The organism is Desulfacinum hydrothermale DSM 13146, from assembly GCF_900176285.1.
Classification (GTDB): domain Bacteria; phylum Desulfobacterota; class Syntrophobacteria; order Syntrophobacterales; family DSM-9756; genus Desulfacinum; species Desulfacinum hydrothermale.
This window is the reverse complement of record NZ_FWXF01000009.1, coordinates 23420-42583: the sequence shown is the minus strand read 5'-3', so window position 1 is coordinate 42583 and position 19164 is coordinate 23420. Positions and strand designations below refer to the sequence as shown.

17 protein-coding genes and 1 riboswitch are annotated in these 19164 nt (G+C 60.3%); of the genes, 11 read left to right on the top strand and 6 right to left on the bottom strand.

Translation table 11 applies throughout. The features are described from left to right. Window positions 1-14: 14 nt before the first annotated feature. Window positions 15-77, top strand: a riboswitch (Fluoride riboswitch). Window positions 78-197: 120 nt separating this feature from the next. Together B9A12_RS09350 and B9A12_RS09345 are read left to right on the top strand one after the other, a co-directional pair. Next, on the top strand, window positions 198-1730 hold the full coding sequence (locus B9A12_RS09350) for a MutS-related protein (protein ID WP_084057625.1): 1533 nt from the start codon (window positions 198-200) through the stop codon (window positions 1728-1730). Continuing rightward, a complete protein-coding gene (locus B9A12_RS09345) occupies window positions 1727-3283 on the top strand; it encodes a MutS-related protein (protein WP_084057624.1) in 1557 nt (518 codons plus the stop codon). The genes B9A12_RS09350 and B9A12_RS09345 overlap by 4 nt, the downstream gene beginning before the upstream one ends. A gap of 262 nt (window positions 3284-3545) precedes the next feature. Here the strand turns inward: B9A12_RS09345 and B9A12_RS09340 are convergent, their stop codons facing one another. Then, on the bottom strand, window positions 3546-4217 hold the full coding sequence (locus B9A12_RS09340) for a molybdopterin-binding protein (protein WP_212636890.1): 672 nt from the start codon (window positions 4215-4217) through the stop codon (window positions 3546-3548). 40 nt (window positions 4218-4257) lie between these two features. Beyond that, window positions 4258-4383: a hypothetical protein gene (locus B9A12_RS17815; RefSeq protein WP_281247910.1), complete on the bottom strand. Its 126-nt coding sequence runs from the start codon at window positions 4381-4383 to the stop codon at window positions 4258-4260. 436 nt (window positions 4384-4819) lie between these two features. On the opposite strand from B9A12_RS17815, the gene B9A12_RS09335 reads away from it, so the two are divergent. The 6 genes from B9A12_RS09335 (at window position 4820) to B9A12_RS16700 (ending at window position 10096) form a co-directional block, all read left to right on the top strand. Beyond that, entirely contained in the window at window positions 4820-6130 is a 1311-nt protein-coding gene (locus tag B9A12_RS09335) for a uracil-xanthine permease family protein (protein ID WP_084057623.1), read from the top strand. Continuing rightward, a complete protein-coding gene (locus B9A12_RS09330; RefSeq protein WP_084057622.1) occupies window positions 6127-6573 on the top strand; it encodes an NUDIX domain-containing protein in 447 nt (148 codons plus the stop codon). Before B9A12_RS09335 ends, B9A12_RS09330 begins: the two co-directional genes overlap by 4 nt. 39 nt (window positions 6574-6612) lie before the next feature. Further along, on the top strand, window positions 6613-7431 hold the full coding sequence (gene fdhD / locus B9A12_RS09325; RefSeq protein ID WP_084057621.1) for a formate dehydrogenase accessory sulfurtransferase FdhD: 819 nt from the start codon (window positions 6613-6615) through the stop codon (window positions 7429-7431). Beyond that, window positions 7428-8621 (top strand): aminotransferase class V-fold PLP-dependent enzyme, encoded by a 1194-nt coding sequence (locus tag B9A12_RS09320; protein WP_084057620.1) that lies wholly within the window; start codon window positions 7428-7430, stop codon window positions 8619-8621. Before fdhD ends, B9A12_RS09320 begins: the two co-directional genes overlap by 4 nt. A 3-nt stretch (window positions 8622-8624) precedes the next feature. Continuing rightward, window positions 8625-9110, top strand: a complete 486-nt coding sequence (locus B9A12_RS09315; protein WP_245802403.1) for an N-acetyltransferase — start codon at window positions 8625-8627, stop codon at window positions 9108-9110. Between the two features lie 341 nt (window positions 9111-9451). Beyond that, window positions 9452-10096 carry an N-acetylmuramoyl-L-alanine amidase gene (locus B9A12_RS16700; RefSeq protein ID WP_170920508.1) on the top strand — a complete coding sequence of 215 codons (645 nt, stop codon included), beginning with the start codon at window positions 9452-9454 and terminating at the stop codon, window positions 10094-10096. Window positions 10097-10111: 15 nt separating this feature from the next. On the opposite strand, the gene B9A12_RS09305 is transcribed toward B9A12_RS16700, so the two are convergent. The 4 genes from B9A12_RS09305 to B9A12_RS09290 form a co-directional block, all read right to left on the bottom strand. After that, window positions 10112-10747, bottom strand: a complete 636-nt coding sequence (locus tag B9A12_RS09305) for a class I SAM-dependent methyltransferase (protein WP_170920507.1) — start codon at window positions 10745-10747, stop codon at window positions 10112-10114. A 285-nt stretch (window positions 10748-11032) separates the two neighbouring features. Continuing rightward, window positions 11033-11662 carry a hypothetical protein gene (locus B9A12_RS09300; protein ID WP_084057618.1) on the bottom strand — a complete coding sequence of 210 codons (630 nt, stop codon included), beginning with the start codon at window positions 11660-11662 and terminating at the stop codon, window positions 11033-11035. A 27-nt stretch (window positions 11663-11689) separates the two neighbouring features. Next, window positions 11690-13996: a PEP/pyruvate-binding domain-containing protein gene (locus tag B9A12_RS09295; protein ID WP_084057617.1), complete on the bottom strand. Its 2307-nt coding sequence runs from the start codon at window positions 13994-13996 to the stop codon at window positions 11690-11692. A 369-nt stretch (window positions 13997-14365) separates the two neighbouring features. Continuing rightward, complete coding sequence (locus tag B9A12_RS09290) at window positions 14366-15616, bottom strand: Glu/Leu/Phe/Val family dehydrogenase (protein ID WP_084057616.1); 1251 nt, start codon at window positions 15614-15616, stop codon at window positions 14366-14368. A gap of 471 nt (window positions 15617-16087) precedes the next feature. Between B9A12_RS09290 and B9A12_RS09285 the strand changes: the two genes are divergently transcribed. Genes B9A12_RS09285 through B9A12_RS09275 form a run of 3 tightly spaced genes read left to right on the top strand, consistent with a single transcriptional unit; the run spans window position 16088 to window position 19062 of the window. Beyond that, entirely contained in the window at window positions 16088-16579 is a 492-nt protein-coding gene (locus B9A12_RS09285; protein ID WP_084057615.1) for a DUF4870 domain-containing protein, read from the top strand. Window positions 16580-16626: 47 nt separating this feature from the next. Next, a complete protein-coding gene (locus B9A12_RS09280) occupies window positions 16627-17112 on the top strand; it encodes a hypothetical protein (protein WP_084057614.1) in 486 nt (161 codons plus the stop codon). Window positions 17113-17133: 21 nt separating this feature from the next. After that, window positions 17134-19062 carry a molybdopterin-dependent oxidoreductase gene (locus tag B9A12_RS09275; protein WP_084057613.1) on the top strand — a complete coding sequence of 643 codons (1929 nt, stop codon included), beginning with the start codon at window positions 17134-17136 and terminating at the stop codon, window positions 19060-19062. Window positions 19063-19164 lie beyond the last annotated feature (102 nt).

The following is a 19164-nucleotide window of genomic DNA, read 5'->3' as shown; positions in this document are numbered from 1 at the left end:
ATGCTAAAAGGCTATGCGATCTAGGCGATGAGGCTCGCCTTGGAACCGCCCTTCGGGCTGATGGCCTCTAGGGAAGCGTGGCTTCCGTAGAGGCCGTCTTTTTTGATGGTCCACGATTGCGGACGGGCCTTTCCCCTGCCGCGCTGGGAGATGTTGCCGTACGTGCCCTTTCCCAACACAACACGGGAGACCCTTGCGTGAAGTTTCTCAGCATTTTGAGCCCTGACGGGAATGTTCAGCGCTGCACCGCCGAGGAACCCACCTTTTTCGGCGATCTCAATCTGGACCAGGTGGTGGATGCCATCACGGCATCCAAGCAGGAATACAACCTGAAGCCTTTCTTCTATACGATTCCGCACGATCAGGAAACGATCCACTACCGCCAACAAATCATGCAGGATCTGGAAAAGGCACCGGCCATGACATCCATCCAATCCTTTGCCGAGAGGATGGCGGTGGTCCGCCGCTACCTGTCCCTGATTGAAAGGCTGGACTTTGAGTATCATCGAAAAGGATGGTTCTTGGAAGCCGCTCGGGTCTATTGCGATGCGGTCGCCGATTTGGCGCGTAATCTGAGCCGAACGGACCTTCGCTCACGGGGGCTTCGGATCTTTCGTAAGTATCTGGAAGACTACCTGGGCTCCCATGAGTTCGACTCGCTCAAGAGGGAGGCGCAAACCCTTAAGGCCGCATTGAGCAAGGTGCGCTATTGCGTGATTCTCAAGAGCGGAAAGTTCAGCGTGCGCCGGTACGAAGGAGAGGAGGACTACACTGCGGAGATCGAAATGGTCTTCGAAAAGTTCCGCCAGGGTGCGGTCAAGGATTATCTTGTGGATCTGAAGGAAACAGCGGGCATGAACCACATCGAGGCCAAGATCCTTGAATTTGTGACCCGGCTGTTCCCCGAGCCCTTCGCTGCACTGGACCGATTTTGCAGCAAGCATGGAGAATTTGTGGATGAGGTCATCCGCACCTTCGACCGCGAGGTTCAATTTTACGTCTCCTATTTGGAATTCATCGCCCGGATCCGACGCAAGGGCTTGCCGTTTTGCTACCCCCAAGTGAGAGCAAGCTCCCCGGAGGTGTTTGTGCGCGACGGTTTTGACCTGGCACTGGCCCATGCCAGCGCGGATTCCCAGAGACCGGTCGTCGTGTGCAACGATTTTCACCTGCGGGCGCCGGAGCGCATCCTGGTGGTTTCCGGCCCGAACCAGGGTGGCAAGACCACCTTCGCGCGCATGTTTGGACAACTGCACTACTTGGCCGCCCTCGGCTGTCCCGTGCCGGGACGTGAAGCCTGTTTGTCCTTGCCCGACCAGATTTTTACGCATTTTGAGCGCCAAGAAGATATTCATAACCTGCGCAGCAAACTGCAAGATGATCTGGTGCGCATTCACCAGAGCCTGACCCGCGCCACCCCCCACAGCCTCTTCATCCTGAACGAAATCTTCGCCTCCACGACCCTGGATGACGCCGTCTTTTTGAGCCGGCAGATTGCGCATCGAATCATGGCCCTAAACGCCCTGTGCGTGTGGGTGACCTTTGTGGATGAATTGTCGCGTTTGAGTGAAAAGACCATCAGCATGGTCAGCACGGTGGATCCCCAAAACCCGGCCATCCGAACCTTCAAGATCATCCGAAAGCCGGCCGACGGAATGGCCTACGCCCTCTCACTCATCCAAAAGCACCGAATGACGTACGAAAACATCAAGGAGCGCATTCAACCATGAAGGTCTGGCTGCTCTACCCCGACCGCGATTTCGATCCGAATCAACCCCTACCGCCCCACGTGGATGACCTTGTGCAGGACCTGGAGCTGAATACGCTGTTCAAGACCATGGCCCTGGGCGATCGCTTTGTCTTTGATGTGGTGCGGCGCGTGGTTCTACTGGGTTTGGAGGACGTGGAATGCATTCGTTATCGGCAGAATATCCTTCGGGATTGCCTCAAAAACGCCCAGGTGGTCAGGCAGATCTATGAGCTACCGATCCAGGCCTTAGCGAGCAAACGCCGCCTTTGGCTGGGCATGTTCGGCAAGTATCCAAGCAGCATACTGAGCGGGGCGCGAGGTATGCTCAAGGTGTATCTCGAACTGCTCAAGTCTTTGAGAAAAGCGGCCGATACTCACGCCGACCAATTCGAATCCGAGGGTTTCCGCCGTTTTTTCGGCATGATTCACGAGGAGTTGAACGACGAATATCTGGCGACCGTGGAGCACCACCTCAAGGTGCTCGAATTCAACGGCGGCACGCTGGTAAGCGCCGAGCTGGGAAGGGGCAATGAAGGCACCAACTATGTCCTTCGAAAACCCAAGGAAGAGGATCGGAATTGGTTGGAGCGCATCCTCTTCAAAAGATCTTCGGCCTATTCCTACACCCTTCATCCTCGTGACGACCAGGGAGCACGAGCGCTGGGAAGATTGAGAGACCGGAGCCTCAACCAGGCGGCCAACGCGGTCGCTCAGGCCGCTGAACACGTCGAAAATTTCTTTAAGGTCATGCGCAGAGAACTGGCCTTTTACATAGGGTGCCTCAATCTGGCCGCCGCCTTGCACCGGCTGCATGCGCCCATGACCTTCCCCGAACCGGCCCCGCCGGCCGAGCGCCGACTGTCGGCCCAGGGCCTTTACGACGCGACCCTGGCGCTGACCATGCAACGGAAAGCGGTCAGCAATGATATGGCAGCGGATGGCAAAGATTTGCTCATCATCACGGGCGCCAACCAAGGCGGCAAGACCACCTTTTTGCGAAGCGTTGGATTGGCACAAGTGATGATGCAGTGCGGCCTGTTCGTGCCGGCCCGGTCCTTTTCGGCCAACCTGTGCCGGGGGCTTTTTTCGCATTTCAAACGGGAAGAAGACGCCTCCATGAAGAGCGGGAAGCTGGAGGAAGAAGTCGTGCGCATGAGTACCATTGTGGATGCCCTAAAGCCCCATGCCATGGTTTTGTTCAATGAGTCCTTCGCCGCCACCAACGAACACGAAGGCTCGGAGATCGCCCGCCAAGTGGTCCGCGCTCTACTGGAACGGAGCGTCAAAGTGCTGTTCGTCACCCATCTCCATGCATTTGCCCGTGGTTTTTTTGACAAACAGACGAAAAACATACTTTTTCTGCGGGCGGAAAGGAGGCCGGATGGCACGCGCACCTTCAAACTCTTCCAAGGGGCCCCTTTGTCAACCAGCTACGGGCCGGACCTGTACCAAAGGATATTTGGAACACCGAAGGTTCCGGACAATGAACAGGAGACCCTTCGGACCCGCAACGGAAGCCGTCTGCACCGGTGATCGCGATCGCCTGACGCTGGTCGCCGGACGCGCCTTTGGCCTGACATGGAAAGCTCTGAGCGTCATGCCCCTTCCATCTTGCGCCACAAAAAAATTCCAGTGCACCTCGACTGTCTGCAAGATATTTTTCTCACTTGAGAAATCAACAGGTTGTGCTTTTTTGTCAGCCACCTCAGGTTAATGTGCGCTTGCACCTGGATGTTTCCTCGGACCCCCCTGTCCGACTGCAGAATGAAGGTGCCTGATGGCGGAGCAGGCGGCCTCACAGGGCCTTGCCGAATCCGCAGTGGGGAAAGGTGCATCGGTCGCAATCCTGGCAGAGGCCCCCGTGGCCCAGGAAGGCCAGTTCCCTTCTGCCGATGGTTTCACCCGCCAGGAAGCGCGGCAGCACAAGATCCAGAACCGTGGTGGGGTGGTGCAACGCACAGCCGGGAACGCCCAGCAAGGGCACGTCACCGATGTAGGCCACCAGCAGCATGGCCCCGGGAAGCGCCGCCGCGCCGTAATGGATCGGATCCGCTCCGGCCCGGCGGATGCCATGCCGAGTGACATCGTCCGGATCCACGCTCATACCTCCGGTGAGCAGCAAAAGGTCGCAGCCCTGTTCCATCTGCTTGTGGATGGTTGCCGCGATGCGTTCCGCACTGTCCGGCACCTGGTCCATGGCGGCCACCTCTGAACCCAGGGCCTCCACTTTGGCCCGCAGGATGGGCGCAAATCGATCCTGGATCAAGCCTTGATAGACCTCGTTTCCTGTGATCACCAGCCCCACCCTGGCGGATTGAAGCGGTAACACGTCCACCACCCAGCCGTTGGTGCGGGCAATGGCCGCGGCCCGTTCCACCGAGGCGCGTTTCATCACCAGGGGGATGGCCCGGGTGGCCGCCACCCGTTGCCCCTTTTTCACCAGGGTGTGGCTGTGCAAAGAAGCCAAAGGGCTCGCTTAATTTTCAATGAGCCAAAAAGGGTGCCATTCAACGATCCCCGCCCAGTAGGTTATGCAGATCGACCATGAGATCCGTCTTGGGATGACGATTGGGAAAAAGCTTGATCTGGGAGCCGATCATGGCGGCGAGTAGCAGGCGGAAACCTGTCAACATCAGGCATTCTCGCAGGGAAATCCCCCGCAAAGCTCCGAGCAGCCGATGATCATCTCAAGGGAAGAGTCGCGCTTGCAGGTGACGGTCTTGCGACGGGGCCGCGACAATTGTGTGCAGAATGAAAGATGGGATAGGTTGACGACCTACGGGTCTTCTTCATCATTCTCAAACCAGGTCCAGACGTGCTATGGAAGGAACTCGGCGGCCGTGGTGAGATGCCGGCGGGTGATGCCAAAGCTGGGAATTTTGGAAAATTTTTGCAGCGGCTCGCTCATCCGCCGGGATCGGCCGGAAGCGTCCGACCGGGAACGGGGACTCTCGGCTCGGCTCCGGCGCATAAACACCGCTGGGTAGGCCGAAACGACGTTGCGTGCAGGTTCGTGGGAATTGAGTTGGTTTTGATCGACCGGATTGGATTGGGAGGCATTCCGCTGCTATGGCCCAACCTGGCTACCTCTATGATCTGGATGAGCACCCTCCCCTACTCCACGCCCTACTCTACGGCCTTCAATGGGCCATGATCGTGTTTCCGGCCCTCATTGTGACCGGAAAGATCGCGGCCCAGGGCTACCACCTTTCCACCGCCGAACAAGTGCGCTTCCTGCAGCTCACGCTCCTCACGGCCGGCTTTTTCACCGGATTGCAGACCCTCTTCGGCCATCGATACCCGCTGTTCGAAGGCCCCTCCACGGCCAATCTTCTCACCTACATCTCCCTGGCCCCCTTGGGACTGCAGGCGGTCCAGGGGGGAGCCTCCCTTGCCGCTCTCAGCCTGGTGATCGTGGTGGCTGCAGGCTTGACACGCCATCTTTTGCGCCTTTTCACAGCCAATGTGATTGCCGTCATCCTCATGCTCATCGCCCTGGCCCTTCTTCCACACCTCATCCCCGCCATGGTGGGGGCTTCGTCGCCTGAAGGCGGAGGAGGTGACGGGGGTGTGCTGGCCATGAGCCTGGGGCTTACGCTTCTCATGGCCTATCTGGGCCATCGTCTGCGCGGCCTGTGGAAGACCTTCAGCCTGGCCATGGGAATGGCGGTGGGAACGGCGCTCTTCGGCCTGTGGGGCAAGGCCTCCCTCACGCCCTTGCGCACGGCCCATTGGATCGCCATCCCGTCTCCCTGGCTGCCGGAATCCCCCGCATGGAATCTGTCCGCATTCCTCGCCTTTCTGGTGACCTACGTGGCGATCCTCGTCAATAGCGTGGGTAGCGTTCAAGGCATGAGTGCCATCACCACCGGCGCAGCGGTGGAGACCCGCCTGAAACGCGGGTTGTTTTTCAACGGCATTTCCGGTATCTGCTGTGGGCTGCTGGGGCTCGTGGGCACGGTGTGCTACAGCACCGGCCCGGGGGTGGTCTTGGCCAGCCGAGTGGCCAGTCGCTACGCACTGACCTATTGCGGTCTGCTCCTGGTACTCGCCGCCTTCATCCCAAAGTTCACCGCCCTTTTGGCCCTACCCCCTCCCGCGGTGGTCGCCGCCGCCATGGTGGTGGCCATGGGAGGCCAGGTGGGAGCCGGCATCTCGCTCATCTGCCAGAAAGGCCCCTTGGAAAGCCGGGACTATTTCATTGTGGGCATTCCCCTCTTGGTTGGCACGATGGCGGCCTTTTTGCCGGTAGGCTTTGTGCGTTCCCTGCCCGGCCTGGCCCGTGTCATCATGGGAAACGGTTTGGTTATGGGCATTTTCCTGGTACTTTTACTGGAACATGTGCTGATTCCGGCCCGGCAAGGAGAGCAAACGTCATGAAGGCACCCAGCATCGTCTGTCCCCAATGCGGGGCTTCCGTGGCCCGCCAGAGAAATCCTTCCCTGGCGGTGGACGTCATCATCCGGGTGGACACTCGGGTGGTGTTGATTGAGCGGAAAAACCCTCCCGCCGGCTGGGCGCTTCCCGGAGGTTTTGTGGACTATGGGGAGAGCCTGGAGCAGGCCGCCATGCGGGAGGTGGCCGAAGAGACCGGGCTGGAGCTCAGCCGATTGCGGCAGTTTCGGGCCTATTCCGATCCCGGCCGGGATCCCAGGGGACATGTGGTGAGTGTGGTCTTTTCCGCCGTCGGCCGTGGAACTGCCCGTGCGGCCGACGACGCCCGGAAGGTGGCTCTCTTTGCGCCCGATAGGTTGCCGGCCAATTTGGCCTTTGATCATGCGCGCATCCTGGCCGATTATTTTTCCCAAGAAGGAATCCGCTGAGGACGTCTTTCAAAGAAGCCATGGAACGGTTGAACCCCCATGGAAAGAGATGATCGAAATCGAGCCGATGCGGGAGAAGAGAAGGTCTCTCCCGTGGAATCCTGGCTCTACAACGGACAAGGCGATTGGATCCCTCAGACCCAATGGGTCATCGAGGAACGGCCCGTCACCCTGTTTGTGAATGAGCGCGAGATCGTGACCCTGCTCTGTGCCGGCCATCACTTGCAAGAGCTGGCGGTGGGTTTTTCCTATGCGGAAGGCTTCCTGGACAGCACCGATGATCTTGTGAGCGTCCAGGTCGAAGCGAACACGGGACGGGTGCACCTCCAGGTGCAATCCGATACCGCACTGAGCGAGACCCTGCTTCACAAGCGCACCCTCGCTTCCGGATGCGGCAAGGGGACCCTCTTCTACCATGCGCTGGACGCCTTGCTCGCCCAGCCGGTCGAAAGCCCCATTCGTGTGCCGGCACACGCGCTGTGCCAACACGTCCGTAAGCTGAACGACCTGAGTCAGACCTACAAGAGAACCCACGGCGTCCACAACTGCGCCTTGGCCGATTGCCGGGAGATCCTCGTCTTCCGAGACGACATCGGGCGCCACAACGCCGTGGATATGCTCGTGGGGCACGCCCTCTTGCACCGGATGCCCCTGGAGGACAAGCTCCTCATCACCACAGGGCGGCTCACCTCGGAGATCATCATCAAAGCCGCCAAGGTGGGACTGCCGGTTGTGGTCAGCCGAAACACCGCCACCACCCTGGCCATCGCGCTGGCCCACCAGCTGAACATCACCCTGATCGGCTACGCCCGAGCCGGCAAGTTCACTCTCTACACCGGCAAGGAAAGGCTCTCATGACCCAATCCCCCTTCTCCCACAAGCGGTCGGACGCTGCGGACATCTACCTGGACCATGCGGCCACCAGCTATCCCAAGCCTGCGGCGGTGGAAGAAGCGGTGTTGTGGGCCCTTCGGGAACTGGCGGCTCCGGGGCGCGGAACCCACCCCAGGGCCCAAAAGGCGACCCAATGGATCGAAGAGGCACGCCGGGCGGCGGCGGACCTTCTGGGGGCGGAGGATCCGAGCCGCGTGGTCTTTACCAAGAGTGCCACGGAAGGGATCAACTGCGCTCTCAAGGGCTTCGTGCGTCCCGGAGACCGGGTGGTGGCCACTTCCATGGAGCACAACGCCGTGGCTCGCCCCCTGGCCCGGCTCATGCGCGAAAGGGATGTGACCGTGGAATGGTTGCCCTGCCTTCCATCGGGTGCACTGGACCTGGACCTGGTCCGTAAGGCCCTGGACCCCCCTCCCCGACTGGTGGTGTGCCCCCACGCTTCCAACGTGAACGGGGCGTTGTTTCCTGTGGAATCCATAGCCCGGTTGTGTCATGAACGGGGAGTGGCGTTTCTGCTGGATGCCGCCCAGACGGCGGGAATCGTGCCGATTCACGCCGACCAGTGGGGTTGTGCGATGATCGCCTGTTCGGGCCATAAGGGGCTTCTGGGACCCTCCGGTGTGGGGCTGCTTTATGTGGGCCGCCACGTGGACGTTGCTCCGTTGCTGGAAGGTGGCACCGGAAGCCGCTCTGAACAATGGGAGCAACCGGAACACCTGCCGGATCGCTACGAAGCCGGTACGCCCAACGTCCCCGGTATCGCCGGTCTGAAGGCCGGAATCCACACGGTGCAAGAACGCGGCGTGCAAAGCATCGGCGAACGCGAACGTGGTGCCGCCTCCTTTCTGGAAGACCAGATGGAAGCCGTCCGGGGGGTTGTGGTCCATCGGCCTCACCGGCGCGGCGGCAACGCCGTCTCCTTTCGGGTGGAGGGCCTGCACCCTCAGGATGTGGCATCCGTTCTAGCTCAGGCGGGGATCGCCGTGAGAGCAGGGCTCCACTGCGCCCCCCTGGCTCACCGCACCCTGGGCACCTATCCCGAGGGCACCGTCCGGGCGGCCCCCGGCCTGGACACGTCCCAGGAGGATCTCCTTTGTCTGGTGGAAAGGGTGGATCGGCTGGTTTCCCGAAAGAGACGGCGCGGACTTCGTTAGGATATGGACAAGAAAGCCAAAGGGGTGCAGATGATCCGAAAGGCGCGCATCTCCGATGTGAAATGCCTGCATAGGCTGCTCAATGCTTTTGCAAGCGAGGGCAGGCTCCTGCCCCGCTCGCTGAACGATCTCTATACCCACATTCGGGATACCTTCGTCTGGGAAGACACGCAGAGCAAGGAGATCCTGGGGTGCGCCAGTCTGCACGTGGTGTGGGAAGATCTGGCCGAGATTCGATCTCTCGCCGTAAAGCGGGAATGCCAGGGCCATGGGATCGGGGCCGCACTGGTGCGCGCTTGTGTGGAAGAAGCACGGGAGCTGGAGATTGCACGTGTCTTTGTGCTCACCTACGAGGTGGCTTTCTTTCAAAAGCAAGGGTTTCATCTGGTGGAAAAGCACATCTTCCCCCAGAAGATCTGGGTGGATTGCCTCCACTGCAGCAAGTTTCCGGATTGCGACGAAACGGCCCTCCTGATGGATCTGGCCTGAGCCCTGGGTGCGGTGGTTTGTCCGCCATGGATTGCCGTGTCCAGCGCATGGGGCCGGAAGGGAAAAGAGTGAGACAGTTCTTGAACAGTGTGCATCAACATCCATCCGTTCCAGATGATGCAGGGATGACCATGCATGTGATCCAAGACGGTGCCCGGAGTGCTGTCAGATCCCCTGTCCAGACGGTTTCAGTTGGTCTTAAGAGCTTTCTTTGTCTCCTATTGCTGGGTGTGATCCTGGCCGGCTGTGGGAGCCGCCCGTCCGGGAACGTTCGCCACGCGCCGCCCCCACGCGGCACCACGCATCCGCAACGCATCCAGGTAGTCAAGGAACCCCTGAAGGTGAACGCACGACCGAGGACGGTCGTCCATGAGGTGGCGCCTCTGGAAACTGTGTGGCGACTGTCCAAGATGTATGGAGTTCCCATGGCGGACATCTACAGGGCCAATGGCCTGAAGCCGGGAGCCACCATCCGCATCGGACAGAAACTCATCATTCCCAACGCCCGTTATTTCCAGAATGTGGTGCCCTTGTATCCCAACACCTGCTGGCGTTACATCGTGATCCATCACACGGCCACGGATATCGGAAATGCTAATGTTATTAACACCAGCCACCTCAAGCGGGGGTTCTGGAACGGTCTGGGCTACCACTTTCTGATCGACAACGGATCCCTGGGAAAGGGAGACGGACAAATCGAGGTGGCCCCCCGTTGGATCAAGCAAGAGGAAGGAGCCCACTGCAAGGCCGGAAACATGAACCGGAAGGCCATCGGCATCGCCTTGGTGGGAAACTTCGACCAGGATCTCCCCACCCCCAAGCAGATGGATTCTTTGGCTCGGCTCGTTCGAGAACTGGTCTACTACTACCACATCCCCCCCAGCCACATCCTCGGTCATGGAGACGTACCGGGGGCCAACACCGACTGCCCCGGCAGACGCTTCCCGTGGAAAGCCCTGGAGCAACGCCTCCGCAACATGGAATAAACATCCATCCCGAGATCAGGCAGAACCGCTTTCGGTAGGCACTCGCCGGTAGATCTGAAGGTAGGGCCCGGTGGCGGTCCTGGGCTCGGGTGCAAGGCACAAGCTGGAAACGTCTTGAAGGCTCGGGAATCGTTCGCCCGTGGGGCGCGGGGTGTAGAGGAGAAAGTAGGCGCCTTGGCCTCCGTCTCGCATCACCTTTTCCGCCAACTGGGTATGGTTGTTGGCGTAGTTGAAGACCACGTGAAAATCGGCGAAACGAAGGCCGTGATTTCGGTACAGGCTTTCATCCAGAAAGTCGCCGCACAGAAGGGTCGGTGGCGGAGAGGCGGGGTAGCGACGGAGGATACTGGCCATGTTGTCCATGGCCCGGACGTGCAGCTGCTCGTCGTATTCAACGCCCACGGCCCGCAAGCCGAAGACCACCGAGAGGAGAAACACCACCCGTCCATCGCCGCTGCCGGCGTCCAAAAAGAGAAATTTCCGCGCCGCCGGGTATCGTGACAGGAAATGGGTCATGCCGTGTTCCAGGTACGTCAGGGAACAGGGCACGAACTCTCCCACGGCCGTCACGGCATAGACGCCCCTCTTTTGATCCTGCTCTCGAAAGTATGCGTGGAGAAAGTGGGACCGCGTCTCAGCGCCATCCATCATGAAATCTCCGGACAGCCCCCTTCGCCTTCGGATGATCTTCCCGTTCTCCGCAAGAGTCTCTTCGGGGGCCGTCTCTGCGGCCACCACGCGCGGCCCTGATGTGTACCCCCCGAACATGGCGTTTCCTCAGTTGCAATCGCAAAAGAGAATCCACCCTGCTTCCTGGGGCCGGCTCCCAAAACACCACAGGGCCCAGCGGAATTTCAACGCGTCGGAAATCCCCGAAAAGGCCGAAGGGGCACGGTCGCACAAGCTCCTGGGGGGTTAGGACACCGGCGGCGGTCGCTATGGACGCGGCAGCAAATTGTCCCAGTTCTGGGGCGCTCCGGCACGGCCCTGCCCCCGCCCAAGGCGCATACCGGGCTTGGGCTTGCGCTTTTCCTCCGCCTCGTAGCACCGGCGTTCCTTTGCGATCTGTGTGGTGAGCGTGAGTTTGAGGGCGTTTCCTTGGGTGTGCTCATCGTCGTCACCGCTGTAGTGGCTCAAGATCATGGTGATGCGTTGCCCGTCCGGTTCCTCAAAGGACCACTTCCACGCCAAATAGGCCTGAAAGGCATCCCCCTTGTATTCGTCCGGGTCACCGAATCTCTGCTTGAGCCGATTCAACAGCTGGTCGAAGAATCGACGGCTGTCGTTGGCATATTTGACCTTGATGCGCGCAATGATGCCCGGATCGGCGCAGTTGCCATAGATGATGTAGCCGCTATGAAACCCCTGGGGCACCACCACGGGAACTTCCATGAGGTAGGGCCGAAGTCGAACGGGATAGACCGGACCAGCCACCACGCGTTGGTAACAGCTGTCCAAAGATTGCCCCAGCCGATATCCGGCGATTTCCCGTGGCGCTTTGGCCCAGGCAGGTACCGCGGTGGCCATCAGATGGAGGATGCAAAGAACGATCAGGTAACGTTTCATGGTTACTTCCTCCGGCATGGAAAGAGATCACGGTGACTCATCTTCGAAAGGTGCCAAAAACCCGATGCCCTTCTGTGTCTCAGCATCCTGATAGACGTGTAGATAACGCCCGGATGTGACCGAGGGAACATGGATCACATGCACCACGTCCTGGTACGATGTGTCATCGGGAAGCCACTGCGCCAGTCGGTTTTCGCTCTTGGTGAAGAAATCTTCGTTGAAGATCGTGTGGGGTTGGTCGGGGTGGATGGCCACGGGAACAATCCGCGCCTCCACCAGGTCGTTGAAAAAGTGCGTTCCGAACGAGACCTCTGGGGTGATTCCCCCGGATTGAAAGGCGATTTCTCCAAGAATCAGGGTGCGATTGATGTCTTCGTAGCCCACGCGCACGCCCAGGTTGATGTCGTTGCTGCCCCAGCGCCCCGGCCCGAACAGGGCATACCTTCGGCCCTCCAGACGGCGGTTCAGCCGGCTTACCACACGTCCAATGGCCCGCTTGGCCTCCCAATGGGCCATGCGCCCATAGGCCTTGGGGTCCACGTAGACGACGACCTCCACGTTGCGAACCACCGCATTGAACACAACTCGAGAGTTGGTGAAGACAATGGCTTCTTGGGGAACATCCGTCGGGAGACTCACCTGGTGAATCTCCTGGCGAACGCTGAGCGTTCTGCACTGGAGCAGGTAGAGCTTGTCCTGGTCCCAGGCGAACTCCACGTCCACCGGCCATCCGTAGGCCTGGTCCAGTTTTTTCAAAACCTTTCGGACCAAAGGAACGAAGCGGCTTCGTTGGAGGAAATTATCGAAAGTGATACAGCTTCGCTCCAGCGGCTCGGTTCGCCCTTTGAACATGGGCGGAGCCAAATGACCGTCCTGATTGTAGGAAAGGGCCATAAAGGACGCATCCGGCGGCAGAACCCGCATGACCTCCCGGAAGGGTATGGACTCCAAACAGCCTTTCTTCAGGTTGAGAACATCCACCATTCGTTGGGAATACTTGATGATCTGATCGGCGCTGCCCTCCGGGCGGAGCCCGGGATGACTCAGCGCGACCAGCCGCGGATAGTCCTGGGCCACACGGTCCACGGCTCGCGTGCCGAGCCCCAGCACCAGTCGCACCAGGCCGTCTTCGCTGCGGATCTTGGGAGTCCATCGATAGGTGTTGCGAGAAAACCCCACACCGGCGGCGAAAGGAAGGAAATAGTCTCCGTAGCGCTGTCCCACCACCTTCTGCACCAACACGCTCATCTTCTCGTCGAAATCGAGCAGGTTGTGATCCCGTCGGTAAAGGATGGGAGCCGGACCGTAGGTGCTCATGTGGACCCGCTTCAGTCCCCAGAGGAACTCTTTCAAGCGTTGATCCAAGCTGCCATGATTGACCAGGAAGACGGAATCGTACTTGCCGGAAAAGGCATGACCGAAATTGTCTTCCAGAAGGCTGGAAGAACGGAGAATCAGGGGATGTTCGCCGACCATCTGCAAAAATTTGCGGAACATGGCCACCATGTCCGGCGGGAAGACGGCCTTTTCGAAGAGCACGGCGATGTGTTGGTAGTCCTCTTCGATGGCCTCCCGGGACTTGTACTTTTGGCTGTGAAAGGCGTGGAGGCCGTTGTGGTCGATGAAGTCCGAAAAGATGCCCGAGTTGAAATAATAGGATTCGGGAACGGCCACGTGGGCTTTCAATTCGGGATCCGCCTCGCTCAAGCGGGGCACCAGAATCTTGTAGGCGAGAAGCATGCCCGCTGCCTTGCCGCCGATGCGCCCCGATCGGCGGGGGCAGGAGTAGGTGTGGTCCAGCAATTCGTCGATGTCCCGAATCGTGATATATTTTTTGGCGATACCGATGAACGGCAGTTGATTGGAGATGAAATGGTTGATGAGAGCCACCCGAACCCCTTCCGCCTCACTGGGATCGATATGGAGATCGCCCTGGGGGATGGCACAAAACGCCTTGAGGGCCTTTTGAATCTGCCGAGCGGTGGCTCCCTCGGCATTGACCACGCGATTGAGATGGGTGAATTGATCCTGTTTGCGGGCGAGATTGATGTGCTCCACCGCTTCCTTCTCGGAAAAGTGGGACGCAAAAAGCAGGTCGATCAGCGCGCCGCGGATCCGCTCCCTGTTCGCCTCGTCGTGCGCCAGCCCCTCCGCGTCCAGAACCTCCCGCACCTTCCGTTCCAGATCCTCTTCCGTGACCACCCCCCGGCGGATGAGTGAGCTCAAAAAGATCCGGCGCATCGAAGGCAGCAATTTGGGATATTGCATCATTTTTTGAAAGAGGTCGTAGGTGCGGAGGAGCCGGTTGAGCGACCCGACGGCCATGTCCTTCATGGAGGCACTCCTTTCCAGGCGGCAGGTTGCCGCGCCTCCATCTTATACCCGGTGGGCGGTGAAAAGAAAACAGGTTGGACAACGGGCGCATTAGGCCTTCCCTGAAACCACGTCCCGCCGGCATGAAAGCAACAGGTTCTTTAATCGATGAGGACGATCGGGCGAGTCGCCCCTATGGACAATGTCCGCAGGACGGACGCCTATGCCTGAGACCTTTTCCGGGCACCCTCCCATGGCGCTCGTTATATGGGCGAGAGGGTCGCCACGGCACCGGAAAGGGACGGTGAGGCCGCGTCAGTCCCGTGTGCCAGCCGAAAAGACCTCCTGCTCGCACCGGCCCGCCGTCCACCCCGTGGCGGACATGGCCGGCTAGACCCAGCCGCGCAGCTTGCAGGCCTCGGCAACCCGGGCCACACTCACCAGGTAGGCCGCCTCCCGCAGGTGGATCTTTTCGCGGATTCCCATGTCGTACACAGACCGAAAGGCCCGGGTCATCTTTTCATCCAGACGCCAGTGGACCTCTTTGAGTTCCCAGTAGAAGTTGTACGTATTCTGAACCTGCTCAAAATAGGACACCGTCACCCCGCCGGCGTTGGCCAGAAAGTCAGGCAGGACGATCACGCCCTTGTCGAAAAGGATGTCGTCCGCATCGGGGGTGGTGGGTCCGTTGGCCAGTTCGCAGATCATTTGGGCTCGTATCTTGGAGGCGTTCTTTTCGGTGATGACGTTCTCCAAGGCGGCGGGGAAAAGAACCGTCACGTCCAATTCCAGAAGATCCTCATTGCTGATGGGTTCCGTGTCCGGAAATCCCTGCAGCGACCCGTTTTGCAGCTTGTAATCCACCAGGGCCCTGGCATCGATTCCCTTGGGGTTGTAGACCCCGCCCTTGGAATCGGAGGCCGCCACCAGTTTGAGCCCCAGCAGTTGCTCACCCAAGAGCGCCGCAAATTGTCCCGCGTTGCCAAAGCCCTGCACCGCCATGGTGTGGCCGTCCAATTCGATTCCGTAGGCTCGGGCGGCTTCACGGGTGACGTAGATTCCCCCACGCGCCGTGGCGTCGTTTCGGCCCTTGGAACCGCCGATGGGAACGGGCTTTCCGGTGATGACCCCGGGATGATGCTCGCCCATGATCATCTCGTATTCGTCCATCATCCAGGCCATGATCTGCGGCGTGGTGTAGACGTCCGGAGCCGGAACGTCCCGGGTGACGCCCAAGGCCTGTGCGATGGCGCGCATGTAGGCCCGCGCCAGACGCTCCTTTTCCGTCTCGGAAAGTTCCTTGGGATTGCAGACAATCCCTCCCTTGCCCCCGCCCAGAGGGATGTCCACCACCGACGTCTTCCAAGTCATCCATGCCGCCAGCGCTCGCACCGTGTCCAGCGTTTCGTCCGGATGCCAACGCAACCCCCCCTTGGCCGGACCGCGGGCCGTGTTGTAGTGCACCCGAAAACCGTGAAAAACCCGGGTGGTGCCGTCGTCCATCTTCACCGGCAGCGTGAAGGCATATTCCCGCATGGGCCAACGTAGAAGCTCATGGGTCGCTGGATCCAGTCCCAAACGTTCTGCGGCCCTGTCCAACTGCTTCTGAGCAATCTTGAAAGGATTGAGCGCCTCACTCATGCCATGCCCCCTTTTGATATGGTGAACACATGTATGGTGCTGCCAAAGCGAGCCTAACACAGCCCCCACGGGCAAAGAAGAAAAAACCGTCCATGGGTGTGTCCCAAAAGCCTATGGAGGATTGGTTTGGGCGGAGCGCCGCCCTTCAGGACTGGGTCAAAGCCACCGCACGTTCAGAGGCCGGGGCGCACCGCCCGCCGCCAGATGGGGTTCCCATAGATGCCTTTCCCCCGGTTCGGAAACTCCACGGAAACGCCGGGAATGAAAATTTCCCGGCCTCTTGAGCCGAAGATCCATTCCCCGGCCGCTTCCCAGAAACCGCCTCCCCCGAGCTCATCCGGATCTCTTTGCCGTTTTGCACCGTTCCATCCGTTTTACCCAAGGCGTCTTTCTATGCTATCCTTTCTTGGAACATGGAATCCAGCTTTGATTCCCTGGGCTTGTGGAAACCCTCATTGGGGGCAATAAGGAATGGACGCAAAAAAGAGCGAGCCCCGGTCGAAAAGGCCCCCTGCAGACGAGCGCGACGTGGACCGGATCGCGGGCAACACCGACGAGGCCCACACCTGGGCATGTATGTGCCATTTCAGCGCCCTGTTGGGCGCCATCTGGTGGATCCCCACCAGTACCCTGTGGCTTCCCGTGGGCCATCTCCTCTGTCCGCTGGTTGTCTGGCTCTACAAACGAAAGGATTCCCCGTGGATCGATTTTGCGGGCCGTGAAGCCCTCAACTTTCAGGCAGCCATGACTGTCTACGGTGCCGTGGGAGGGCTCATCCTTTCCGGCACGATATGCGCCCTATGGCTGTGGTGCGTGGCCGTCACGGACCTCTTTTGGATCATCCGCGGGGGGGTGTCCGCAAGCCACGGACGTTTCTTTACTTATCCCCTCATTCCATGGCGCCTGTTGCGCGAACCCAAATCGGTTTCGGCGCTTCGAACCCGTTATCCCCATCTCTTTTGACCCATCTTTCCATTCAAGCCTTGCCCATGCAAAAGGAGTGTGCAGCGATGTCCGATACCACCCGGCTGGTCCCCGTGCTGCGCGAAGGGGTCCACATCATCAAGATGGTCTTTTTCAAAAGGCTCAAAGAACACCTGAGCGAATCGGGTGTGGGAAAAGACGCCACCGACACGGCCCGCCTGGCCGGGGCGGTTGTCAACCAGGTCTTCGGCACCCCCAATCCCCAGGAGCCTCACCGTTCCTTCGCCGAGGCCAACGCGCAGCGCATCCAGTCCATCATCGACCGGATCGCCGTGGATCTGGAGGACATGCGCATCCCGCTCACAGACGCCTTGCGCGTTCAGTTTTTGTGTGATCGTCAGGAGGGAATCGACAGCGAGGAAACCCTGGCGGCGGCCAAAGACCATGGCATCCTGCTGGTGGATCGGGAAGTGCCGCTGCCGGCGGCCTTCATGAACCTGGCTCGGCGACTGGGGGCGGCGTTTCAATTGTTGCAAAACCTTCCCCAGCCCGAACCACCGGAAACGAAATGATTGCCAACGGGAGACTGCTCCATGCGCACCCGGCTCACCGCCTGCACCCAGGATTGTCCTGACACCTGTTCTTTGCTGGTGGAACAAAACGAGGACGGTTCCCTGACGTTGCGGGGAAACCCCGATCATCCCATCACCAAGGGATTCCTTTGCTCCAGGATTCGAAACTTTCCCAAGCGCCTTGGCCGCCACGACCGCATCGTGCGGCCCCTGCTACGAACCCCATCCGGGTGGACCTCCATCCCATGGGATGAGGCCTTGGATCGGTGCGCGGAAAAGCTTCAGGCAGCCCGCCGAGACGACCCCGCCTCCATCTTGCACATTCAGGGGGCCGGCGCCCGGGGGATTCTCAAACAGATCCCGCCGCTCTTCTTTGGGCTTCTGGGAGCCAGCACCACCGAGGGAGCCCTTTGCGATGCGGCCGGCATCGCCGCCTTCGAAGCGGATTTCGGCTCGCTGGATTGCAACGCCCTGGAAGATCTGCAACATGCCCGACGGCTGGTCAACTGGGGCCGGGATCTGTCCAGAAGTTCCGTTCACCTGGCGGCTCTCGTGCGGTCCCTGCGCCGCCAGGGTCTTCCGGTGGTCTCCATCTCGCCGGGAGGCGACGGCAACGGGCCCTACACGGACCACGCCATTGGGATCCGTCCCGGCACGGACCGATTTCTGGCAGCCGCCGTTTTGAAGATTCTACTCCATCGCAGCGCCTGGTCCCAGCCCGCCATGGAACGAACGGCGAACGTGGAAGCCCTGCGCGATCTCCTGGCCCGCACGCCCCTGGAGCATCTGCTCCAGGCCGGCGGCGTGTGCCTGGACGATGCCGTTTTTTTGGCGGACTGGTACGGAGCCCCCGGGCCCACGGCCACTCTGGTGGGTTGGGGGCTTCAGCGCCACCCATGGGGCGGGGAAAACGTCCGGTTCATCAATGCCTTGGCGCTTTTGACCGGGAATGTGGGAGTGGCCGGCGGCGGCAGTCGATTCGGCATCCTTTCTCTGAGAAACTTCAACACCGCGTGGGCCCGGACCGGGCCGCCCCCCCGCACCCTGCCCATTTGGGCCCTGGGACGGGCCATCCAAGAAGCGAAGGACCCACCCATCCGCTTCGTCTGGATCAATGGGTCCAACGTGGTCAATCAGGCGCCCGATTCCCGGCGCACCCAAGCGGCTTTGCAGGCGGTCGATTTCGTGGTCGTGGTCGATGCCTTCATGACCGACACCGCGCGCTGCGCGGATCTCATCCTTCCTTCGACGCTCATGCTGGAACAGGAAGATGTGGTGGGATCCTTTTTGCACGACTACGTGCACTATGCTCCCGCCGTGGTATGCCCACCGGGCTCTGCGCGCGACGATGCCTCCATCATCCACGCGTTGGCGCAACGGCTCGATCCGCCACTCATCCTTCCAGACAGGCAAGAGTGCCTCAACCAGGCCCTTTCGTCCCCGTGGCTCCAACTTTCTTTGGAAGAACTTCGAAAGCGGGCGTTTGTGCGGGCCGCCCGTCCCCGCGTGGCCCACGAAGGGATGCATTTTGACCACCAGGACGGCTTGGCCCGCGTTCCGTCCATCCTGCACGAAGAACCGCCGCCCCCTCCTCACTACCCCTTGCGGCTCCTCACGCTCATTCGCCGCTCCGCCACCCATTCCCAGATAGCCCCCGAGGATCATCGCATCCCGCCGCGCGTCTGGGTTCATCCGGACACAGCCCGGGCCTGGAATGTGAGCGTCCATGGTCCGGCATGGCTTGTCTCGCCCTTGGGACAGCTGAAGGTGGAGGTGACTTTGGATGCCCGGCTGGCACCCGATGTGGTGGTGTATCGGCGGGGGGATTGGATGCATCTGGGCGGTGGGGCCAACCAGCTCATTGCCGCCACCTCCACGGACATGGGAGGAGGGGCCGCCTATTACGCCCAGTGTGTTCGGCTGGAACCGCTGGCGCCCGATTCTCGATGATTGGAGGCTGCGTGGGCAAACGGCGCCCTGAGGGGCCACGGCCGCCTTCCATGCCCCCAGGGGCCAGGGAGCCGCCCTCCCCGGCCCCTGGGCGCCAGAACC

What these genes read in the sequence shown, in the direction of transcription:
- B9A12_RS09345 (WP_084057624.1), top strand. Translation starts at nt 1,727, where the DNA reads ATGAAGGTCTGGCTGCTCTACCCCGACCGCGATTTCGATCCGAATCAA.
- B9A12_RS17815 (WP_281247910.1), bottom strand. Translation starts at nt 4,383, where the DNA reads ATGTTGACAGGTTTCCGCCTGCTACTCGCCGCCATGATCGGCTCCCAG.
- B9A12_RS09335 (WP_084057623.1), top strand. Translation starts at nt 4,820, where the DNA reads ATGGCCCAACCTGGCTACCTCTATGATCTGGATGAGCACCCTCCCCTA.
- B9A12_RS09330 (WP_084057622.1), top strand. Translation starts at nt 6,127, where the DNA reads ATGAAGGCACCCAGCATCGTCTGTCCCCAATGCGGGGCTTCCGTGGCC.
- fdhD (WP_084057621.1), top strand. Translation starts at nt 6,613, where the DNA reads ATGGAAAGAGATGATCGAAATCGAGCCGATGCGGGAGAAGAGAAGGTC.
- B9A12_RS09320 (WP_084057620.1), top strand. Translation starts at nt 7,428, where the DNA reads ATGACCCAATCCCCCTTCTCCCACAAGCGGTCGGACGCTGCGGACATC.
- B9A12_RS09315 (WP_245802403.1), top strand. Translation starts at nt 8,625, where the DNA reads ATGGACAAGAAAGCCAAAGGGGTGCAGATGATCCGAAAGGCGCGCATC.
- B9A12_RS09305 (WP_170920507.1), bottom strand. Translation starts at nt 10,747, where the DNA reads ATGATGGATGGCGCTGAGACGCGGTCCCACTTTCTCCACGCATACTTT.
- B9A12_RS09300 (WP_084057618.1), bottom strand. Translation starts at nt 11,662, where the DNA reads ATGAAACGTTACCTGATCGTTCTTTGCATCCTCCATCTGATGGCCACC.
- B9A12_RS09295 (WP_084057617.1), bottom strand. Translation starts at nt 13,996, where the DNA reads ATGAAGGACATGGCCGTCGGGTCGCTCAACCGGCTCCTCCGCACCTAC.
- B9A12_RS09290 (WP_084057616.1), bottom strand. Translation starts at nt 15,616, where the DNA reads ATGAGTGAGGCGCTCAATCCTTTCAAGATTGCTCAGAAGCAGTTGGAC.
- B9A12_RS09285 (WP_084057615.1), top strand. Translation starts at nt 16,088, where the DNA reads ATGGACGCAAAAAAGAGCGAGCCCCGGTCGAAAAGGCCCCCTGCAGAC.
- B9A12_RS09280 (WP_084057614.1), top strand. Translation starts at nt 16,627, where the DNA reads ATGTCCGATACCACCCGGCTGGTCCCCGTGCTGCGCGAAGGGGTCCAC.
- B9A12_RS09275 (WP_084057613.1), top strand. Translation starts at nt 17,134, where the DNA reads ATGCGCACCCGGCTCACCGCCTGCACCCAGGATTGTCCTGACACCTGT.